The organism is Halorubrum sp. CGM5_25_10-8B, assembly GCF_005435095.1.
GTDB classification, from domain to species: domain Archaea; phylum Halobacteriota; class Halobacteria; order Halobacteriales; family Haloferacaceae; genus Halorubrum; species Halorubrum ezzemoulense.
In genome coordinates this window covers 101,187-120,554 of record NZ_SGTY01000009.1, presented here as the reverse complement: position 1 = coordinate 120,554, position 19,368 = coordinate 101,187, and the positions used below count along the sequence as shown (strand labels likewise).

Annotated in this window: 17 protein-coding genes, 1 tRNA gene and 2 pseudogenes; 10 read left to right on the top strand and 10 right to left on the bottom strand. The window is 72.3% G+C overall.

The genetic code is table 11. The annotated features are described in order from the left end of the window. Positions 1–60: 60 nt before the first annotated feature. A complete protein-coding gene (locus EXE51_RS10290) occupies positions 61–1,677 on the bottom strand; it encodes a BCCT family transporter (protein ID WP_137692635.1) in 1,617 nt (538 codons plus the stop codon). A gap of 184 nt (positions 1,678–1,861) precedes the next feature. Between EXE51_RS10290 and EXE51_RS10285 the strand changes: the two genes are divergently transcribed. The 5 genes and pseudogenes from EXE51_RS10285 (at position 1,862) to EXE51_RS10265 (ending at position 5,180) form a co-directional block, all read left to right on the top strand. Next, positions 1,862–2,197, top strand: a complete 336-nt coding sequence (locus tag EXE51_RS10285) for a hypothetical protein (RefSeq protein WP_137692634.1) — start codon at positions 1,862–1,864, stop codon at positions 2,195–2,197. 63 nt (positions 2,198–2,260) lie between these two features. Continuing rightward, positions 2,261–2,398 (top strand): annotated as a pseudogene (locus EXE51_RS10280) (copper resistance protein CopD); the annotation flags it as partial. Between the two features lie 242 nt (positions 2,399–2,640). Beyond that, positions 2,641–4,287 (top strand): thermosome subunit beta, encoded by a 1,647-nt coding sequence (gene thsB, locus EXE51_RS10275; RefSeq protein WP_137692655.1) that lies wholly within the window; start codon positions 2,641–2,643, stop codon positions 4,285–4,287. Positions 4,288–4,494: 207 nt separating this feature from the next. Further along, positions 4,495–4,749, top strand: a complete 255-nt coding sequence (locus EXE51_RS10270) for a glutathione S-transferase N-terminal domain-containing protein (RefSeq protein WP_049931424.1) — start codon at positions 4,495–4,497, stop codon at positions 4,747–4,749. A 62-nt stretch (positions 4,750–4,811) separates the two neighbouring features. Next, entirely contained in the window at positions 4,812–5,180 is a 369-nt protein-coding gene (locus EXE51_RS10265) for a DUF192 domain-containing protein (protein WP_049931423.1), read from the top strand. 79 nt (positions 5,181–5,259) lie between these two features. Here the strand turns inward: EXE51_RS10265 and EXE51_RS10260 are convergent, their stop codons facing one another. From EXE51_RS10260 to EXE51_RS10240, 6 genes are all read right to left on the bottom strand, one after another. Next, complete coding sequence (locus tag EXE51_RS10260; protein WP_049931422.1) at positions 5,260–6,780, bottom strand: PAS domain S-box protein; 1,521 nt, start codon at positions 6,778–6,780, stop codon at positions 5,260–5,262. Between the two features lie 86 nt (positions 6,781–6,866). Next, positions 6,867–9,464: a DNA topoisomerase gene (locus tag EXE51_RS10255; RefSeq protein WP_089308035.1), complete on the bottom strand. Its 2,598-nt coding sequence runs from the start codon at positions 9,462–9,464 to the stop codon at positions 6,867–6,869. A gap of 103 nt (positions 9,465–9,567) precedes the next feature. After that, a complete protein-coding gene (locus EXE51_RS17760) occupies positions 9,568–9,735 on the bottom strand; it encodes a hypothetical protein (protein ID WP_167373069.1) in 168 nt (55 codons plus the stop codon). A 561-nt stretch (positions 9,736–10,296) separates the two neighbouring features. Beyond that, positions 10,297–10,378, bottom strand: a tRNA-Ser gene (locus tag EXE51_RS10250). Between the two features lie 27 nt (positions 10,379–10,405). Next, positions 10,406–10,711, bottom strand: a complete 306-nt coding sequence (locus tag EXE51_RS10245) for a hypothetical protein (protein ID WP_086216841.1) — start codon at positions 10,709–10,711, stop codon at positions 10,406–10,408. Then, positions 10,712–11,092, bottom strand: coding sequence for a Rid family detoxifying hydrolase (locus EXE51_RS10240; RefSeq protein WP_086216840.1), 381 nt, complete (start codon positions 11,090–11,092; stop codon positions 10,712–10,714). Between the two features lie 123 nt (positions 11,093–11,215). Here EXE51_RS10240 and EXE51_RS10235 point away from each other — a divergent pair, with 123 nt between their 5' ends. Continuing rightward, a complete protein-coding gene (locus EXE51_RS10235; RefSeq protein WP_086219669.1) occupies positions 11,216–11,611 on the top strand; it encodes a zinc ribbon domain-containing protein in 396 nt (131 codons plus the stop codon). A gap of 75 nt (positions 11,612–11,686) precedes the next feature. Here EXE51_RS10235 and EXE51_RS10230 read toward each other — a convergent pair whose 3' ends face one another. From EXE51_RS10230 to EXE51_RS10220, 3 genes are all read right to left on the bottom strand, one after another. After that, entirely contained in the window at positions 11,687–12,499 is an 813-nt protein-coding gene (locus tag EXE51_RS10230; RefSeq protein ID WP_086216838.1) for a molybdopterin-synthase adenylyltransferase MoeB, read from the bottom strand. Positions 12,500–12,608: 109 nt separating this feature from the next. Next, positions 12,609–13,991: a hypothetical protein gene (locus tag EXE51_RS10225; protein WP_094579615.1), complete on the bottom strand. Its 1,383-nt coding sequence runs from the start codon at positions 13,989–13,991 to the stop codon at positions 12,609–12,611. A gap of 193 nt (positions 13,992–14,184) precedes the next feature. Beyond that, positions 14,185–14,775, bottom strand: coding sequence for a 50S ribosomal protein L15e (locus tag EXE51_RS10220; RefSeq protein WP_049931415.1), 591 nt, complete (start codon positions 14,773–14,775; stop codon positions 14,185–14,187). 385 nt (positions 14,776–15,160) lie between these two features. Between EXE51_RS10220 and EXE51_RS10215 the strand changes: the two genes are divergently transcribed. The 4 genes and pseudogenes from EXE51_RS10215 to EXE51_RS10200 form a co-directional block, all read left to right on the top strand. Continuing rightward, a complete protein-coding gene (locus EXE51_RS10215; protein WP_137692633.1) occupies positions 15,161–16,267 on the top strand; it encodes a nicotinate-nucleotide--dimethylbenzimidazole phosphoribosyltransferase in 1,107 nt (368 codons plus the stop codon). Beyond that, positions 16,264–17,607, top strand: coding sequence for a cobyrinic acid a,c-diamide synthase (locus EXE51_RS10210; RefSeq protein ID WP_099288924.1), 1,344 nt, complete (start codon positions 16,264–16,266; stop codon positions 17,605–17,607). Before EXE51_RS10215 ends, EXE51_RS10210 begins: the two co-directional genes overlap by 4 nt. Beyond that, on the top strand, positions 17,604–18,725 hold the full coding sequence (locus EXE51_RS10205) for a CobD/CbiB family cobalamin biosynthesis protein (protein ID WP_094553290.1): 1,122 nt from the start codon (positions 17,604–17,606) through the stop codon (positions 18,723–18,725). Before EXE51_RS10210 ends, EXE51_RS10205 begins: the two co-directional genes overlap by 4 nt. Beyond that, positions 18,716–19,368: pseudogene (locus EXE51_RS10200) on the top strand (adenosylcobinamide-GDP ribazoletransferase); the annotation flags it as partial. The gene EXE51_RS10205 and the pseudogene EXE51_RS10200, both read left to right, overlap by 10 nt.

The window sequence follows — 19,368 nt, the reverse complement described above, 5'->3', positions numbered from 1 at the left end:
GATCGCCGCGTCGTCAGGGCCGGTCCGGCGTCGTCCGCGGGGGCCGGCGGTCCCGCGCGGTCAGTCGTCGTCCTCGGCGAGGCTCGCCGACGCGGGCGGCACCGGGTCGGACTCCGGCCGGGGATCGTCCGCGGCGACCGGCTCGTCGGACCGCGACAGCCAGCGCAGGAACCCGCCCATGGCGACGAGACAGACGAGCGCGAACGGGGCGCCCGTGACGATCACCGACGACCGGAGCGCGGTCGCGCCGCCGACGACCACGAGCACGGAGGCGATCGCACCCTGGAGGATCCCCCAGAAGACCCGGTTCGCGCCCGACGGCTTCCGGCTGCCGCCGGTCGTGAGCATGCCGACCGCGAGCGTCGAGGAGTCGGCGGAGGTGAGGAAGAACGTCGTCACCAGCACTAAGAACAGCAGCTGCCACAGCTCGCCGCCGGGGAACGCCCCGAAGATGACGTAGCCGGAGACGCCGTCGCCGAACTCGCCGACCGCGCCGAGCACGTCGGCCGCGCCGGACTGCTGGATCCGGATCGACGTCCCCCCGACGACGGTGAACCACAGCGCCGAGACCGCGGTCATCGTCCCGAAGGCGGTGCCGACCACCGACCGGATCGTCCGGCCGCGGGAGATCCGCGCGAGGAACAGCCCGACGAACGGCGCCCACGCGATCCACCACGACCAGTAGAAGACGGTCCACGCCGCCGTCCAGCTCGCGCCGCCCTCCACGCCGCTCCCCGTGAACAGGCTCATCTCGAAGAAGGAGGTCGCGTACGTACCGAGCGCCGCCACGCCGATGTTCAACACGTCGACCGTCGGCCCGGCGAGGAGCGCCACGCCGAGGAGCAGGGCCATGACCGCGATGTTGAACACGGACAGCCGTCGGATGCCGCGGCTCACGCCCGCGACGAGCGAGAGCGTGAAGAGGACGGTGATGCCGACGATGACGGCGACCGTCTCGGCGTCGCCGAACGCGACTCCGGTCCGGAACGTGACGCCGGTGAGCAGCTGGGTGGCGATGAAGCCGAGCCCGGTCGCGATCCCGCCGATGGTGGCGACGACAGCGAGGGTGTCGACCATCCGGGCGACGAGGCCGTCGAGCCGGTCGGGGCCGAGGACGGGATACAGCGCGGTGGAGACGCGGAACGGAGCGTCGTGTCGGTAGGCGAAGTACGCGACCGGAATGCCGATCGCGAGGTACCCGCCCCAGGCGCTGACGCCGTAGTGGAAGACCGTGTACGCGACCGCGGGCACCGCCGCCGCGCTCGACTCCGCGGCCACCTCGCCCGCGAACAGCGGCGGGACGGTCTGGTAGTGTAACAGCGCCTCCACGGGACCGAAGAAGACGATGCCGGCCGACAGCCCGGCCGAGAAGAACATCGCCACGTACGACGCCGTCCCGTACTCGGGGTCGCCCTCGCCGAGGCGGACGCGTCCGTAGCGACTGACGAGGAGGTAGCCGGCGGCCCCGACCAGCGCGAGCACCGTGCCGAGGTAGAGCCACGCGAGCCCCTGGCCGAACGTGACGAACGCCGCGTCGATCGCGGCGGCGGCGCCTTCCGTGTCGGCCGCCGTGTACGCGAGGAACGCGAACGTTGCCAGCGCGCCGGCGGCGAAGGGCACGGGATCGACCTCGGATCTGAACGAGCGTATCGACTCGACGACGGAGCGTCCATTCATAAACGAGTGGGTATCGATCAGCAGGGCCTCAACCGGGTTAAACCTGTTTCTGAGTGCGTGTACGTCCGTTTTCGTCCGCGCACCGTGGTCGGAAATCGACGGCGGACCGTCACCGTCGTCGGCCGCGCCGATCCGGCGGCGCGCGGGCGGCAGAGATTCGTGTTGCCAGCCCGTATCCGCGGCCGTGAACCACGTCCCGAACGAGGCGCTGGCCGCGATCGACGCGTTCGGCGAGGGGCACCTCCGCGGCGACCCGCCGCCGGTCCGCGAGCGGCTGCGCTCGGACCTCCGGGTCCGGATCGAGGTCAACGACGACGGGCGAACGGCGCGGTGTCGGTTCGAGACGGAGTACACCCGGACGCCGCCGACGCTCCGCGACCGGGATTCGTTCCTCGTCACGTATGTGGACGGCGTCAACGAGCGCCTCCGCGAGTGGGGGATCGAGCCCCCGCCCGCGTACGAGTACCGCGAGACTGTCGACGGCACGCACCGGTACGAGGGGACGCTGACGCTGCCGTGACGCGGAGCTCTCGGAACGCGACGGCGCGGCCTGATTATGCCGTCGTTAGCCGGACGGAACGGTGTGCTGCTCACGACCGCCTTCGTCTTCCACGTGGTCTCCGGCGCGCTGTGGACCGGCGCGACGCTGTACGTCGTCTACGCGACCCTGCCGCGGGCGACCGACGGGACGCTCGGCCGCGAGGCGTTCGTCGACGCCGCGTTGCTCGCCGGCGGGGTTCCGGGGTGACGCGGCGGCGAGAGCGAGATATATAAACGGCGTCGGATAGCCGAATTCGTCCCACCAGAGATCAATGCTAACTCTCCGCACGATCCGGGAAGAAACGGTCCGGTGTCGTGCGGTTTTCGACGGCGGCTCCCGACGGCGTCCGTCCGTGTCCGTCCGGCCGTCAACGAGACATTTATATAGAATCACAATCAATCAAACGCTGTATGAGTCAGCGAATGCAGCAGGGTCAGCCGATGATCATCATGGGCGATGACGCCCAGCGCGTCCAGGACAAGGACGCACAGGAGTACAACATCTCCGCGGCGCGCGGCGTCGCCGAGTCCGTCCGGTCGACGCTCGGACCGAAGGGGATGGACAAGATGCTCGTCAACTCGATGGGCGACGTCACCATCACCAACGACGGCGTCACCATCCTCCAGGAGATGGACATCGACAACCCGACCGCCGAGATGGTCGTCGAGGTCGCCGAGACCCAGGAGGACGAGGCCGGCGACGGGACGACCAGCGCGGTCGCCATCGCGGGCGAGCTGCTGAAGAACGCCGAGGACCTGCTTGAACAGGACATCCACCCGACAGCGGTGATCAAGGGGTTCAACCTCGCGAGCGAGTACGCCCGCGAGCAGGTCGACGAGGTCGCGACCGCGGTCGACCCCGACGACACTGAGACGCTCCAGAACGTCGCCGAGACGTCCATGACCGGCAAGGGCGCCGAGCTCGACAAGGACGTGCTCGCCGACCTCGTCGTCCGCGCCGTACAGGGCGTCACGGTCGAGGCCGACGACGGCTCCCACGTGGTCGACCTGGCGAACCTGAACATCGAGACGCGCACCGGTCGCGCGGCGGGCGAGTCCCGCCTGCTCACCGGTGCGGCGATCGACAAGGACCCGGTCCACGACGACATGCCGACCGACTTCGAGTCGGCGAACGTCCTGCTCCTCAACGACCCGATCGAGGTCGAGGAGGCCGACGTGGACACCTCCGTCAACGTCGACTCGCCGGACCAGCTCCAGAAGTTCCTCGATCAGGAGGAGGAGCAGCTCCGCGAGAAGGTCGACCAGATCGTCGACTCCGGCGCCGACGTCGTCTTCTGTCAGAAGGGCATCGACGACCTCGCGCAGCACTACCTCGCCAAGGAGGGCGTGCTGGCGGTCCGCCGCACGAAGAAGTCCGACCTGACGTTCCTGAAGAACGTCCTCGGCGCGCCGATCGTCACCGACCTCGACTCCCTCACCGCGGACGACCTCGCGGTCGGCTCGGTCGAGCGCGACGGCGACGAGGAGCTGTTCTACGTCGAGGGCGAGGACGCCCACGGCGTCACGCTCCTCCTGTACGGCACGACCGACCACGTTGTCGACGAGCTCGAACGCGGCATCCAGGACGCGCTCGACGTGGTCTCGACGACCGTCTCCGACGGGCGCACGCTGCCCGGCGGCGGCGCGGTCGAGGTCGAGATCGCGCGCCGCCTGCGCGACTACGCCGACTCCGTCGAGGGGCGCGAGCAGCTCGCGGTCGAGGCGTTCGCCGACTCCCTCGAACTGATCCCGCGCGTGCTCGCCGAGAACGCGGGCCTCGACGCGATCGACCTGCTGGTCGACCTCCGCGCGGCCCACGAGGCGGGCGACCAGAACGCCGGGCTCGACGTGTTCGCCGGCGAGGTCGTCGACACGGCCGAGGCGGGCGTCGTCGAGACGGCCCACGCGAAGGAGCAGGCGATCGCCTCCGCGGCCGAGGCGGCGAACCTGGTCCTGAAAATCGACGACATCATTTCGGCGGGCGACCTCTCGACGGCGGGCGGCGACGACGAGGGCGGCGCCCCCGGCGGCGGCATGGGCGGCATGGGCGGCATGGGCGGCGCGATGTGAAGTCGGCCGAGAACTGACTTCCACCGTTCCCACCGTTTCGTCCGACGAACGCTCCGTTTTCCCCCGTTTCAACCGAGACCAGCCGAACGGCCGCCGAAGTCGGCTGGCGAGGGACCGATCCCCGCCCGCTCGCCTTTTGCCCGCCCGTGCGCGCCGCGCACATCGGCGGCCGCACCTCTTTACGGATCCGCGCCCTACGGGGGGACGATGGCAGATCTCACGCTCTACGAGCTCGAAGGCTGTCCGTACTGCGCGAAGGTGAAGACGAAGCTGTCCGACCTCGGCTTGGAGTACGACTCGATCATGGTCCCGCGCTCGCACAGCGACCGCACCGAGGTCGAGGAGGTCTCCGGACAGACCGGCGTGCCCGTCCTCGTCGACGAGGAGCACGGGATCGAGGGGATGCCCGAGAGCGACGACATCGTCGAGTACCTCGAAGAGACGTACGGCGGCGCGAGCTAACGCTCGGACGCGGGGACGCGAGCCACCGTCGAACGAGAGCCTATTTATTCGCCCGCGGCGAGGTGACCCGCGTGCGACTCGTACACCGTCCCGACGCGTCGGGCGACCGGACCGAGACCGTCCTCGCGAGCGACGTCGACGTCGCCCGCTCGACGCTCGAACAGGCCCGCGGGCTGATGTTCCGGCGGTCGGTCCCCGACGACTACGCCCTCGTCTTCCCCTTCGACGAGCCCGAGACGCAGTGGCTCCATATGCTGTTCGTGCCATTCGCGATCGACGCGGTGTGGCTCGTCGACGGCGAGGTGACGGCGAAGAAGCGGCTCGCGCCGTTCGTGGGACTGGGCCGCGGCCGCGCCGACACCGTCGTCGAGCTGCCGGCCGGCGCGGCGGAGTCGGTGACGGTGGGCGACGAGCTCCGGCTCGCGGAGTGAGGCGCGCGCCGTCTCGCGGAGTCGTGAGCGCCGGAGCGACCTCGGCGTCGACGGGGCGACCGCGTCACCCCCGTCCGGCTCAGTCGTCCGGGCTGAACAGTTCGGTGTCGTCGATCGGCGGCGCATCGGCGACGCGCAGGGACAGCTCGATCCGGCTTCCGCCGGCCTTGCTCTCGGCGATGTCGAGGCTCCCGCCGCCGGCGGTGGCGATCCAGTTCACGTACCAGAGCCCGAGCCCGCTCGCGTGTTCGAGCGGCGTCTCTTCGCCGGTGAGGACGGCGCGCTCGGCCGGGGGGATCCCCGGCCCGTCGTCCGCGACGACGAGGGAGGCCCACGACTCGCTCGGGAGCTCCGCGGCCGAGACCCGAACCCGCGGCTCGTCGGCGTCGTTGTGGCGGATCGCGTTGTCGACGAGCTCGGTGATCGCCTCCGGGAGGAACGCGACCGCCGAGACGACGATGTCGTCCGGGATGTCGACATCGACGGTGGCCCCGTCGAGGACCGCCGGGTCGACCGATTCGAGGGCGGCGTCGACCGCGGGCGCGAGCGCGATCGGTCGCGCCGACGGGCGCTGGGAGAGCAGCCGCTCGACCTTGCGAGAGGTCTCGCCGAGGCGCAACAGCCGCTCGGCGGTGGCGACGACCCGTTCGAGCTGCTCGGTGAGCTCGGGGTCGTCGACGGCCTCGATGGCCTGTCCGGTGAACCCCGTGACCACGTTGAGGTCGTTCCGGAAGTTGTGCCGCAGCACGCGCGTCAACACGGCGAGCCGCTCCTCCCTGAGGGACGCCTCGGTGACGTCCTCGCCGACGCCGACGGCCCCCACGACGCGGTCGCCGTCGGTCACCGGACCGACGGAGAGCCGATAGGGGACGCGTTCGCCGGAGCGGGTGAGGAGGCGCGCCTCGCGGGAGACCGCCTCGCCGTCGCGATACACCCGAGTGAGGGCCTCGCTGATCGCGTCGCGCGTCGCCTCGTCGAACAGCGACGTGAGCGCCCGTCCAGAGAGCGCGTCGGGTGCGTACCCCGTGTCGGCCGCGAGCTCGTCGTTCCACCGCGAGAGCGTTCCCTCCTCGGTACAGCGGAACAGCGCGAGCGGGACGGTGTCGGCGAGCGCGTCGACCAGTCGGCGCTCGGTGTCCCGCTCGGACTCGGCGGCGACGCGGGCGGTGGCGTCGGAGAGTCCGACGACCAGCCACTCGGACCCGGCGATCGTCGCCGTGTGGAGCGCCGCGTCGACCCGGAGCCTCGGATCGCCGAGACGGAGGTCCCACTCGAACCGCTCGGCCGCGTCGGTCGCGCCGTCGGAGCCGGGCGTCTGGGAGGCCGCCGCGGCGGCGACGTCAGCGATCGGCTCGCCGGAGACGGTGACATCGGTCTCGCCGAGGTCTGGGAGGCCCATCAGCGTCAGCGTGCCGCGGTCGTGGCCGACGAGGTCGGCCGCCGGCGCGTTCGCGGCGCGGACGGCCAGCGTGTCCGGATCGCAGGCGAGCGTCGGGGTCGGAACCGCCTCGACGAAGGCTCGGAGGATCCCCGACGGAGCGGCGTCGCCGCTCGACGGCGATCGGTCCTCGGCCGACGAGTCCGGGTCGCGGTCACCCATCTGTCGGTAATCGAGACACTCCGCGCATATGTGTTTGTGGATTTATGAATTGCGGCGGAATCGAACCGGGCGCGGCGCGCCGGCGGTCAGTCCGCTCTGGCCTGCCAGTCGCGAACGGTGTCGGGCCCAACGCCGTCGACGTCGGCCGCCAGACTGTCGGGATCGGCGGACTTGAGCTCGTCGACGCCGTCGACGCCGGCGTCTTTCAGCTTCGCGGCGGTCTTCTCGCCGATCCCCTCGACGGCTTGGAGCTCCGACCCCTCCTGCCGGGCCGTGAACTCGCGGTAGTTACAGATCGGACAGCCCAACTCCCACGGCTCGTCGCCGGAGTGGACGCGGAGGTGCGGGAGGTCGTGTTCCTCGCAGGTCTCGTCGGTGACCTCGATCTCGCCGCGCCGGGGGAGCGGCAGCGAGTAGTCGCAGTCGGGGTAGCGCGTACAGCCCACGAGTCGCGAGCCGGAGCGGAGCCGCTTGACCGCGAGCTCGCCCCCGTGTTCCGCCCCGCAGTCGGGACACGTCCCGATCACCTCGTCCTCCTGCTCGTCGGCCTCGTCCGCCTTACACTGCGGGCAGCCGTGGACGAACGTCTTCCGGCCGGCGAGCATCTTCACGTGACGGAGGTCGTGTTCGTCGCAGGTCTCGTCCAAGAGGAGCGGCTTTCCGGTCGACGGGAGCGGGAGGGTGTACTCGCAGTCGGGATAGCCGTCGCAGCCGACGAAGTACGACCCCTGCCGCGACTTGCGGACGAGGAGATCGGACCCGCACTCCGGACACGGGCCGAGGGTCTTGTCCGCCTTCAGCGAGGTCTGGAGGTGGTCGCCGACCGCCTCGCGGGAGTCGGTGAGGTCGTCGAACACGCGCGAGAGCAGCTCGCGGGACTCCGCGGTCACCTCGTCGTACTCCTTCTCGCCGGCCGCGATGGCCGCCATGTCCTGTTCGAGCTGGGCGGTCATCTCCTCGCTCACGATCCGGTCGGCGAACTCCTCCGCGGCCTCGACGACCGCCTCGGCGAGCCGCGTCGGGCGGGGCGGGTCGCTCTCGACGTAGTTGCGGTCGTACAGCTTCTCGATCGTGCGGTGCCGGGTCGCCTTCGTGCCGAGCTGCCGCTTCTCCATCTCCTCGATGAGCCGGGACTGCCCGTAGCGGCGCGGGGGTTGGGTCTCCTTCCCCTCGGTGGAACGGTCCGACAGCGACAGCGTCTCGCCGACCTCGACGTCCGGGACGATCCGCTCGTCGCTGGAGCGGTACGGATACACCTCGTGGTAGCCCGCCTCCAGCAGCCGCTTCCCGTTGGCCTTCAGCCGCAGCCCGCCGTCGGCGGCGAGGTCGGCCGGCTTCGCCGCGTCGTCGGTGTCGCGGAGCGCGGCGAGCCCGTCGGCGCCCGCGGCGATCGGCGTCGCCTCGCCGTTCGCGAGCGCGACCACGCGCAACCGCTCCCACGTCGCGGGGTCGGCGCAGGTCGCCAGGAACCGGCGGACGATCAGCTCGTACACCTCCCACTCGTCGTCCGAGAGGTCGGCGGCGGCGGGCAGCTCACCCGTGGGGTGGATCGGCGGGTGGTCCGTCGTCTCCTCGTCGCCCTCGGTCGGTTCGATCTCGCGGTCCTCGTCGAGCAGACTCGCGGCGTCCTCGCCGAATGTCGGCGAGTCGCCGAGGTCCGCGATCAGCTCCTCGGGCTCCAAGTCCTCCGGGTACACCGTGTTGTCGGTCCGCGGGTAGGTGACGTAGCCGGCCGTGTAGAGGTCCTCCGCGAGCGACATGGCGCGCTGCGCGGAGTAGCCGAGCGACCCCGCGGCGCGGATGAACGCGGTGGTGTTGAACGGCGTCGGCGGGTCGTCGGTCTGTGTCCGCCGGGTGACGTCGTCGACGGTCGCCCCATCGGCCGCGTCGAGCGCCTCGGTGAGCGTCTCCGCGACCGCCTCGTCCCAGACGCGCTCGCGCTCGTTGCCCTCGTCGTTCAGGTAGAAGTAGCGCGCCTCGAACGGGTCGCCGCTCGACTTCGCCAGCTCGCCCGTCAGCTCCCAGTACGACTCGGGGTCGAACGCCTGGATCTCCCGCTCGCGGTCGACGATCAGCTTGAGGGTCGGCCCCTGGACCCGACCGACGGAGATGAAGTCGTCTCCAAGCTGGCGCGCGGACAGCGAGAGGAACCGGGTGAGCGCCGCGCCCCAGGTGAGGTCGATTGTCTGTCGCGCCTCGCCCGCGGCCGCCAGCTCAAAGTCGAGGTCGTCGGGGTTCGCGAACGCCTCCTGCACCTCGTTCTCCGTGATCGAGGAGAAGCGGACGCGGTCGACGGGCACGTCCTCGTTCACCTCGCGGACGAGCTCGTACGCCTCCTTGCCGATCAGTTCGCCCTCGCGGTCGTAGTCGGTCGCGATGACGACCCGCGAGGCGTTGCGGGCGAGCCGGCGGAGCGCGGCGACGATCCCCTCCTGCGTCGGCGTCTTTGTGACGGGCGCGTCGATGAGTTCGACCGGCTCCACGTCGCGCCAGTCGTTGTACTCGGCGGGGAAGTCGACGCCGACGACGTGGCCGGAGAGCCCGATACACCGCTTGCCGCCCCACTCGTAGACGTTGACGTCGTTCATCCGCTCCGCGGTCGCGGACTCGCCGCTCAGGATGTCGGCGATACGCCGCGCCGCGTTGTCTTTCTCCGTGATGATTAGTTCGGGGCCGCGACTCATTGCGGCGAGATACGCCGCTCCCGGGTCTAAAGCTTTCGCGACGCGAAATCAGCGGCAGGCGAGGGGTCGAACGACCGGTGAGAAGGGATCGGGACGCGACCGGTCACCGGGCCGCGTCGTCGGACTCGGCGAGGAACTCCGCGTCTGTCGCCTCCCCGTACGGTTCCGGCGGTTCGTCGTCCGCGTCGAGTTCGCGCCGTGCGAGGTGGTTCTCGAGTTGGCGGCGCTTGTTCCTCCCTTTCCGCTCGCGACCCGATTTCGTGTCTGGCATCGTCACCCGTGTCAACAATACCCACACATATGAATCTTGTGTCGGTGTGCTGACGTGTCGAGGCGGGCCGAACCGGACGCTTTCGAAGCAGATTCGGCCGACAGCAGCGGTGTGATAATCAAACACCCACTATGTCTGCCAGAGGCACTCACGAGTTAGTTGCGGTGGCGCGTGCCGACGAGCGCCCGGAGGGCGCGATGTCGCACGCGCGAGGGACGCGGTGAGCGACGGGCGACCGAAGGGAGCCCGGGGTGAACCGCGAGGCTGGGGCGGTGTGAGGTGCGGTGCTGTGTGGTCGCGGCCGCCCCTGTGGAGGTAATTGTCGGCGAGCAATAGGTGTCTGCGTAGAGCCGAGCGGCTGGGGCTTTGGAGGTGATCGTCGCGGCCAGACCCGCCCGTCGCTGTCGCTCCTCGCTCGTTATTGCGACAGTGGAGCGCCAGGAGAGGGATTTGAACCTCAGTCGTTCCGCTCGCTGCGCTCGCTTCACTCCCTGGTTCAAATCTCTCCGTCAGGCTTTTCGACGAACGGGTCGCTTCGCTCGCCGTGTCGTTCGTCGAAAACGCCAGGAGAGGGATTTGAACCCCCGATCCCGGATGGGAACACGCTTTCCAGGCGTGCGCCTTACCACTCGGCCATCCTGGCTCACTCCGTGCTACTCCGGTGCGACTGTTAAGTCCTTCTTTTCGCTCGCAGTCGGGCCTCGGCGAGGTAGGAGAGACCGGCCGACGCGGCCGCGACCCCGAGCGCGACGAGCGCCAGTCCGCCGATCCCGACCGGCAGCGACCCGGGGCCGACGAGCCGGTACCCCTGCGCGAGCACGAGGAAGGCGAACCCGCCGACGGCGCCCCACAGCGCCGCGGACCGCAGGCGAGCGCGCGGCGTGGCCGGGGCGCCGGGCGCGCGGCCGCCGCCGCCGGAACCGGAGGGGTCGTCCCGGTCCGTCTCGGCCCCGCGTCCGCCCTCGCCGTCGGACATCTACTCGACGACGGCGACAGCCTCGATCTCGACGCCGGCCCCCTTGGGGAGCGCGCCCGCTTGGACCGCCGAGCGGGCGGGAGGCGCCTCGTCAAAGTAGTCGGCGTACGTCTCGTTCATCTCGTCGAAGTCGTCGATGTCGGCGAGGAACACCGTCGTCTTGAGCACGTCCTCGGGCCCGGCCCCCGCCTCGTCGAGCACCGCGAGGAGGTTGTCCAGCGCCTGCTCCGTCTGGTCCGCGATCGACGCGTCGGCGAGGAGTTCGCCGTCGGGCGTCAGGGGGATCTGCCCGGCCGTGAACACGAGGTCGCCGTCAGTCGTCGCCTGGCTGTACGCGCCCACCGCCGCCGGGGCGTCGTCCGTGTGGATCGTCTCCTTCATGCGGGTGCGCCTTCGACCGGCGGCCTCAAGAGTACTCTGGAGCGGCCCGCCGACGGGCCCGTCGGAGCGCGGCCGGTGGACCCACCGTCAGACACAAGACTCCGGGATGGTAACATGACACGTATGACGGGTGATCAGCTCGTGCCCCTCGCCGCGATATTCGTCGGCGTGGCGGCGCTCAACCTCGCGGTGACGTGGCTGCTCGTCCGCCGGAACCGCGACCCCGCGGAGCTCTTCGGCTCGGTCGCGGCCCGTTCGTCGGAGCCCGACGGCGACGGGGAAGCGGCCGGTTCGGCGGTCGCACGCGACCGCGGCGCGGCCGGGGGTCCGACGGTCGAGTCAGCCGACGCCGGTGACCCGCCGCCGCTCGACGCCGACGGGGAGACGGTCGTCTGCCGGCACTGCGGCGCCGAGAACCGCGCCGGCTACCGGTACTGCCGGTGGTGCGTGCGGTCGGGATTCGTCGACGACGGCGCCGGCGTCACCGCGGGAACAGCGATGACCGACCGGTCGCTATAAGCTGTCGCGACGGGCGCCCCGACCGCGACGACGAGGAACGGGCCACGTAGACGGCGTCGATCCGGAGTGGACCGCTCAGGCCGCGTCGATCCGACAGCCAGCGGCGTAGTCGATCCCGTCAAGCGTGTCGATTCCGTCGTCGCCGCACACCGGGCAGTCCGGGTTACGCGCGTACGGGACCGTCTCGAACGAGAGGTCCATGGCGTCGTAAAACAGCATGCGACCGACGAGCGGGTCGCCGACGTCTATGATCAGTTTCACCGCCTCCGTCGCCTGGAGACACCCGACCGTCCCGGGGAGGACGCCGAGGACGCCGGTGCTGGCGCAGTCCGGTACCGTTCCCGGCTCCGGCGGCTCCGGGAACAGACAGCGGTAGCAGGGGCCGTCGGGCGAGAGCGTCGTCACCTGCCCCTCGAACTTGTAGATGGCGCCGTGCGAGACGGGGACGCCCTCGATTCGGGCGGCGTCGTTCACCACGTACCGGGTTGCGAAGTTGTCCGAGCAGTCGACGACGACATCGTAGTCCGAGATCAGTTCGCGGGCGTTGCCCGCGTCGAGTCGCAGGTGGTGGCGCTCGACATCCACGTCGGGGTTGAGGTCGGCGACGAAGTCGGCGGCCGAGTCGACCTTCTGGCGTCCCACGTCGCCGTCGCCGTGGATGACCTGTCGCTGGAGGTTCGAGCGCTCGACGGCGTCGTCGTCGGCGATCCCGATCGCGCCGACGCCCGCCGCCGCGAGGTACTGGACGACGGGCGCGCCGAGCCCGCCCGCGCCGACGACGAGGACACGGGCGTCGAGCAGTCGCTTCTGCCCCTCCGGACCGACGCCGTCCAAGATGACGTGTCTGGAGTAGCGGTCGAGTTGGGTCGCGTCGAGCGAGAGGCTCATGACTTCGACCAGTGCTGGCGCGAATATAATCGTGTTCCCGGCGGCGACAAAGACGCGGCGCGGCCGACACTCGCTCCGTCGGCGACGGCTCTGGACCCGACGCCGACGCTTACTCCCCCGACGCGGTCACGGCGTCGGTCATCCAACAGTCGTCGACGCTGCCCAGCGAACTGTTCGTGGTCGCGCTCCCGCCGCCGACCCGGACGAGGCGGAACTCGTAGCGCCCGGTCACGGTGCCGTCCTCGCGCGTGACGACTTCGACCGCGGCGGTCCCGTCGGCGGTCTCCGGCACCGAGTACTCCGCGGTATCGTACGTGAGCATCGGGCCGTACCGGGCGGTCTCGAACAGCTCGACGTACTCGCCGACGGGTCCGACGACCTGCCTGTTCTCCGGCGACGCGAACGCCCGGAGGGTCCGGATGCCGTCGTTCGTCGCGTTGTCGTTGTACCGGAGCGCGTTCATCTGGATCTGGACGACCTGAAGCGCGGACCGCTCGCAGGTCGGGGACAACGCCGTGTTCCGCGCGGCCTCACCGGTCGGGTCGCCGTCGGCGGCCGACACGGTGTTCCCGCCGTCCGAGTCCGTGCCGCTCGCGTCGCCGCCGTCGTCCGTCGACCCTCCCGCGTCGGACGGCGAGTCGATCGCCCCGTCGTCGCCGGCGATCCCGCCCGGCCCGCCGATCCCGGCGGCGCCGGCGGCGAACCCGGCCCCGGCCGCCGCGACGAGGAGCGCGACGACCGCGATCGCGGCGACGACGGTCCGGCGGGACGGTCGATCGCTCGCGGCGTCGGCGGTCGAACCGTCGCCCGGCTCACCGCTCTGGGGTGGATCGGGGTCGGAGTCGCTCGGCCGGTCGTCAGCTCGCGACGCGCCGGGCGAGTCGGCGACGTTCCGATCGGTGCGATCGGCGTCGCTGCGGCCTACCGGTCCCGACGCGCCGGCGGCCGTCGCCCCGCCGGCGGGATCACTCGCGTCGCCATCGCCCGAGGCGTCGTCGCCGCTCGCGCTGTCGACGGTCCGGACATCGTCGGTCGCCTCGTCGTCGGTGGCTAGCGATCCGTCGCCGGAATCGGTCGCAGCGCCGGGCTCGGGAGCGACCGCGTCGTACGATGCGGACCGAACGGGGACACCGAGAATCCGGTCCGCGATCTCGTCCGCCGCCGCCGGCGGGACGGCGTACAGGAGCCGCCGTCGGAGGTCCGCCGGAGAGACGACCGTCGAGTCGTCGAGCGTCCCGTCGTCAAGCAGTGAGTCGCTCGCGACGACGACGGCGTCGGCCGGGCCGTCGGGGACGCGGCCGTCGGCGGCCGAGGCGACGAGCAGTTCGGTCCGCTGGTCCCCGTTTCGCACGGTCACTCGGGGCGGATCGGCGTCGGCCGCGTCGGCGGTCGCCGCGTACGCGTCGGCGACGAGCGTCGCGAGCGCGTCCGTGTCGAGCGACCTGAGCGCGGTCGCGAACGCGTCGGGCGGAATCGGGGTGGTCCCGGTCACGTGGCGATCGCCATGACTACAGTTGGTATGTGACGCGGTATCTTTGCTCTTGCGCCGCCGGCGTCCGGGGCGCGACGGCGGAGAGCGTCGGGAGCGTTAGACGACGAGTTCGTCGGGGGACGGGGGCGACGAGCGGCGCGTCCGCTCGGCGACGCGGTCGGTGAAAAACGAGAACCGAACGTCGACGGCGGCGTTACTTGCCCTGCCGGTCGTTCGAGGTGACGCTCGGGCGCGTCTTCTCGGTGCCCTTGCCGCGCTTGCGCTGGCCGCGGCCCTTGGTGCCGGCGGAGGTGAGCCCGCGGTACGCGCGACCCTTGTGGTCGTCCGAGCAGATCCAGTTCAGGTCGTCGTCGTTCTCGATTGCGGGGTGGGCGGGGTCCACGAGGATGACCTCGTGCCACTTCTGCGAGCCGTCCTCACCGACCCAGTAGGAGTTGAGCACGCGAAGGTTGCGGTACTTCCGCGAGGCGCGCTCCTCGGCGATGCGCTGGATCGACTTGCGCCGCGAGACGCGGTTGACGCCCTGGCGCTTCGAGCGGCGGCCGGCCTTGAAGCGCTGCTTGCGCGAACCGCCCTTGCGGACGCTCACGCGGGCGACGATGACGCCCTGCTTGGCCTTGTAGCCCAGCTCGCGGGCCTTGTCCAGCCGGGTGGGGCGCTCGATGCGCTCGATGGCGCCCTGGTCGCGCCACTCCTGTTTGCGCTGCCACTGTAGCTCAGCTAGTTTCCCCTCCTTGGGGGACCGCCACGCCTCCTTGATGTGCGAGTAGAAGCTTCGTGCCATTGTTGTCCGCGGACGGTTGCGATTCAGCCGCGAGGGGCCACATGTCGTCTCGTCCCGGGGCGCGCGGCGGTCGGTCCGACCGCGGCCCCGGCGGCGAGTGCCCGCTGTGTCCGCACCAGCGAGTTGACGGAGATACCCGCGGTTCACTCTTAACCGCTTCGCTCCGCGGGTCGCGTGGGTTGCGGTCGCACGGGTTCGGCGAGACGTTCGGTCCGAACTGACGGGCGAGATATTCGATCGGGACGCACAGTCGACGGGCGCGGTCGGAACGCTCGAACCGGCCGCCGCTCGTCGATCGATTAAAGTTCAATTGTATCGATGAACCGCTAGTGGTACACATCGACGCCGCGCCGGCGGCACGCGGGCGCGACGGAGGGAGGTACCGGTGGGAGGTATGAGACTCCTCGTCGTCGCGGGAACGACCGCGACCGCCGCCGTCGACGGAATCAGCGCTGCGGGCGCCGACCCGGAGCTACGCGTTCACACGCCGAGCGCCGACCTCGAAATCGTCGAGGCGGGGCGCCCCGCGCCCGACTCGCCCGTGCCGATGAGTCCGACGGGCTGCGCGACGCCCGCGGTCGTCACCCGCGCGGTCCGCGAGCTGCTCGGCCCGGAGACCCTTCCCGTCGAGTTCGTCGACGCCGGACTCGGCGCGCCGACCGCGGCGAGCGTCCGCGAGGTCGGCGCGTCTCCGGGCGGCGACGTCCGCGACCCCGAGCCGGTCCCGAAGGCGGCAACCGTCTTCGAGCGCGCGCGCTCGCTGGCGCCCGACCTCGCCGTGTCCGGTGAGGGAGCCGGCCCCGAACGCGACGGCGACGGACCCGCCGAGCTGCTCGTCGCCGAGACGATTCCCGGCGGGACGACCACCGCGCTCGGAGTCCTGACCGCGCTCGGCGAGCGCGCCGCCGTCTCCTCGTCGCTACCGGCGAATCCGATCGAGCGCAAGCGGCGCGTCGTCGCCGAGGGGCTGGACGCGAGCGGCCTCGACCCGGGCGGCGCGGCGGACGACCCGATCGAGGCGGTCCGGCTGGCCGGCGACCCCGTCCTCGCCGCCGTTTCGGGGCTGATCGTCGGCGCGGCCGACGCCGGGATCGACGTGACCCTTGCGGGCGGCACACAGCTCGCGGCCGCGGCGGCGCTCGCCCGGCACGCGGGCGTGGAGCGACCACTCCCGTTGGCGACCACGTCGCTCGTCGCGGACGACCCCACCGCGGATCTCCCGGCGCTCGCCGGCGACCTGGACCTGACGCTCGCGGCGGCCGACCCCGGGTTCGGCGAGAGCGACCACCCGGCGATGGCGGCGTACGCCCGCGGCGAGGCGAAGGAGGGCGTCGGCATGGGCGGGGCGCTCGCGCTCGCGGAGCGCGCCGGGGTCGGCGACGACGCCGTCCGCGAGCGGGTCGCCGCCGTGGCCGACCGCCTGCTCGCGGATCGGACGGAGTCCGACGGGGGAGACGGGACTACCCCCGCGAACGGAGGCGACCGACGGTGAGGGGACTCGTCCTCGCCGGCACGGCGTCGGGCGTCGGCAAGACGGTGGCGACCCTCGCGACGATCCGCGCGTTCGAGAACGCCGGCCGGACCGTCCGGCCCGCGAAAGCGGGGCCGGACTTCATCGACCCGAGCCACCACGCCCGGGTCGCCGGGCGGCCGTCGCGCACCCTCGACCCGTGGCTTCAGGGGAACGACGGCCTCCGACGGAACTACGCCCGCGGCGACGGTGACGTCTGCGTCGTCGAGGGAATGATGGGGCTGTACGACGGCAGCGCCGCGAGCACGGCCGAGGTGGCCGCCGCACTCGACCTCCCGGTCGTCCTCGTCGTCGACGCGAGCGCCGGGATGGAGAGCGTCGCGGCGACCGCGCTCGGCTTCGCGACGTACGCCGACCGGACCGACCACGACCTCGACGTGGCGGGCGTCGTCGCACAGCGCGCGCACGGCGGCCGTCACGAGTCGGGGATCCGCGAGGCGCTCCCAAACTCGCTCGCCTACTGCGGCCGGATCCCACCCCGCGAGGATCTGGAGATCCCCGACCGCCACCTCGGACTACAGATGGGCGAGGAGGCACCGCTCGACTCGGCGGCGCTCGACGCCGCCGCCGAGACGCTCCGGACCGACCGGCTGCTCGATGTCGCGGGCGAACCGACGCTCCCCGCGACGGGCCCGGAGGCGAGACTGGCGGGCGGCGGCAGCCGAGCGAACCCCGGAGACGGCGACGACCGCCCGCGGGTCGCGGTCGCGGACGACGCCGCCTTCCGGTTTGTCTACCCGGCCACCCGCGAGCGGCTCGGCGAGCGCGCGACCGTAGTCCCCTTCGCGCCCGCGGCCGGCGACGACCTCCCGCCCTGCGACGGCGTCTACCTCCCCGGCGGCTACCCGGAGCTCCACGCCGCGGCGCTCGCCGACGGGCCCGCGCTTGCGTCGGTCGCGGACGCCGCGGCCGAGGGGACGCCCGTCCTCGGCGAGTGCGGCGGGCTGATGGCCCTCGCGGAGACGCTGACGACGGCCGACGGCGACAGCCACGAGATGGCGGGCGTCCTCCCCGCGAGCGTCGAGCGCCGGGAGCGGTATCAGGCGCTCGACCACGTCGAACTCCGCGCCCGCCGCGGCGCGCTCACGGCGGCCGCCGGGGATCGGCTCCGCGGCCACGAGTTCCACTACTCCGCGGCCGAGGTCGCCCCCGACGCCCGGTTCGCGTTCGACGTGGAGCGCGGGACCGGCATCGACGGCGACCGGGAGGGGCTGACCGAACACCGCACGCTCGGGACGTACTGTCACGTCCACCCCGAGAGCGGGGCGTTCGACGCGTTCCTCGACGAGGTGACGGGATGACGGGAGCCGCCGCGCCCGTCGGGGCCACCGAGCCGGCCGTCGCCGCGCAGGTCGCTGAACCCGCCGCCGCGCTGATTGCTCCGGCTGCCACGCTCCTCGCGCCGGTCGTGCTCGCCCTCGCGCTGGATCTCGCGGCCGCGGAGCCGCCGCACCGCGTCCACCCAGTCGCGCTGTTCGGGACCCTCGTCGGCCGGTTCGACCGGGAGTGGGGCCGCCCTCGGCTCGTCGGCGTCGCGGTCGCGGCCGGCCTCCCTCTCGCCGCGGCCGCACTCTGCGGCGGGGTCGTCTGGCTGGCCGCCGCGCACGGCCCGCGACCCGGCGGCGTCCCGGTCGCCGCCGTCGCCGCTGCGGCGGGCGTCTGCTTCTCGGTCGCGAGCCTCCGCATGCTGCTCGACGTGACCGGCGAGGTCGTCGCCGAGACCGAGACCGATCCCGACGCCGCCCGGGAGTCGGTCCGGGCGCTCGTCGGGCGCGACCCGGCCGACCTCTCTCCGGCCGCGCTCCGTAGCGCTGCGGTCGAGAGCGCCGCGGAGAACCTCGCGGACGGGTTCGTCGCACCGCTCGTCTGGTTCGCCGCCGGCGCGACCGGCGCCGTCGCGGTCGCGGCGGTCGGTGGGAGTCCCGGGGCCGGCACGACCGGCGTGACGGCCACGGTCGCCGGGAGCGCCGCGACCGTCGAGAGCGCGCTGGCGGCGGGGGTCGCGGCCGCGGCCTGGGTGAAGGCGGTGAACACGCTCGACTCGATGCTCGGCTACCGGTCGAAGCCGGTCGGCTGGGCCAGCGCCCGGCTCGACGACGCCGCGATGTTCCTGCCGGCGCGGGTCGCGGCGTGCTGTCTCGCCGTCGCGGCCCGGTCGCCCGGGAGCCTGCGGCGCGCCCGGTCGCTGGCCCGCGAGCCGGCGTCGCCGAACTCGGGCTGGCCGATGGCGACGGCCGCCGCCGCGCTCGGCGTCCGCCTAGAGAAGCCGGGGGCGTACGTCCTCGACGGCGGTCCGGAGGCGCCGTCGCCCGCGGCCGCCCGCGACGCCGTGCGGCTCGTCGGCGTCGCCGGCGGGGTCACCGTCGCGGCCGCGGCGGCGTGGGTCCTCGCGCTCGCGGGGGTGGTCGCGTGGTCCTGACCAGACCGGTCGCGGCGCTCCGCGGCGCGCTCGGGTTCCTCTCCCGGATCCCCGTCGGCCGCACCGACCGCGCCTGGGAGGCGTTCCGGCGGACGCCAGCGGCGATGCCGGCGGTCGGGTACGCGATCGGGGCGCTCGTCTCGCTCCCGGTCGTCGCGGCCGCGCTGGTGCCGGTTCGGGTGCCGCCGCTCACGGTCGGCGTCGCGTTCGCCGCGTGGCTCCCCCTCGTCACCGGGATCACCCACCTCGACGGCGTCGCGGACCTCGGCGACGCGGCGGTCGTCCACGGCGACGCCAAGCGGCGGCGGGCGGTCCTGAAAGACTCCGCGCTCGGCGTGGGCGGGACGGTCGCGCTCGCGCTCGTCGTCGCCGGGCTCGTCGCCGCGGGGGCGGCGGTCACGGGCGTCGCGGCCCGCTCGCTCGGCGACGCGGTCGCCCTCGTCGTCCTCGCGGAGGTGGGCGCGAAGGCCGCGACGGCGGCGCTCGTCTGCGTCGGCGACGCCCCGCACGAAGGGCTCGGGTCGGCGCTGACGGCGGCTTCCGGCCCGCGGGCGCTCGCCGGCGTCGCACTCGTGACGACGCCCGCGGCGCTGGGCGCGCGGGCGGGCCTCAGCTCCGGGGGCGCCGGCGTCGTCGCGGCCGC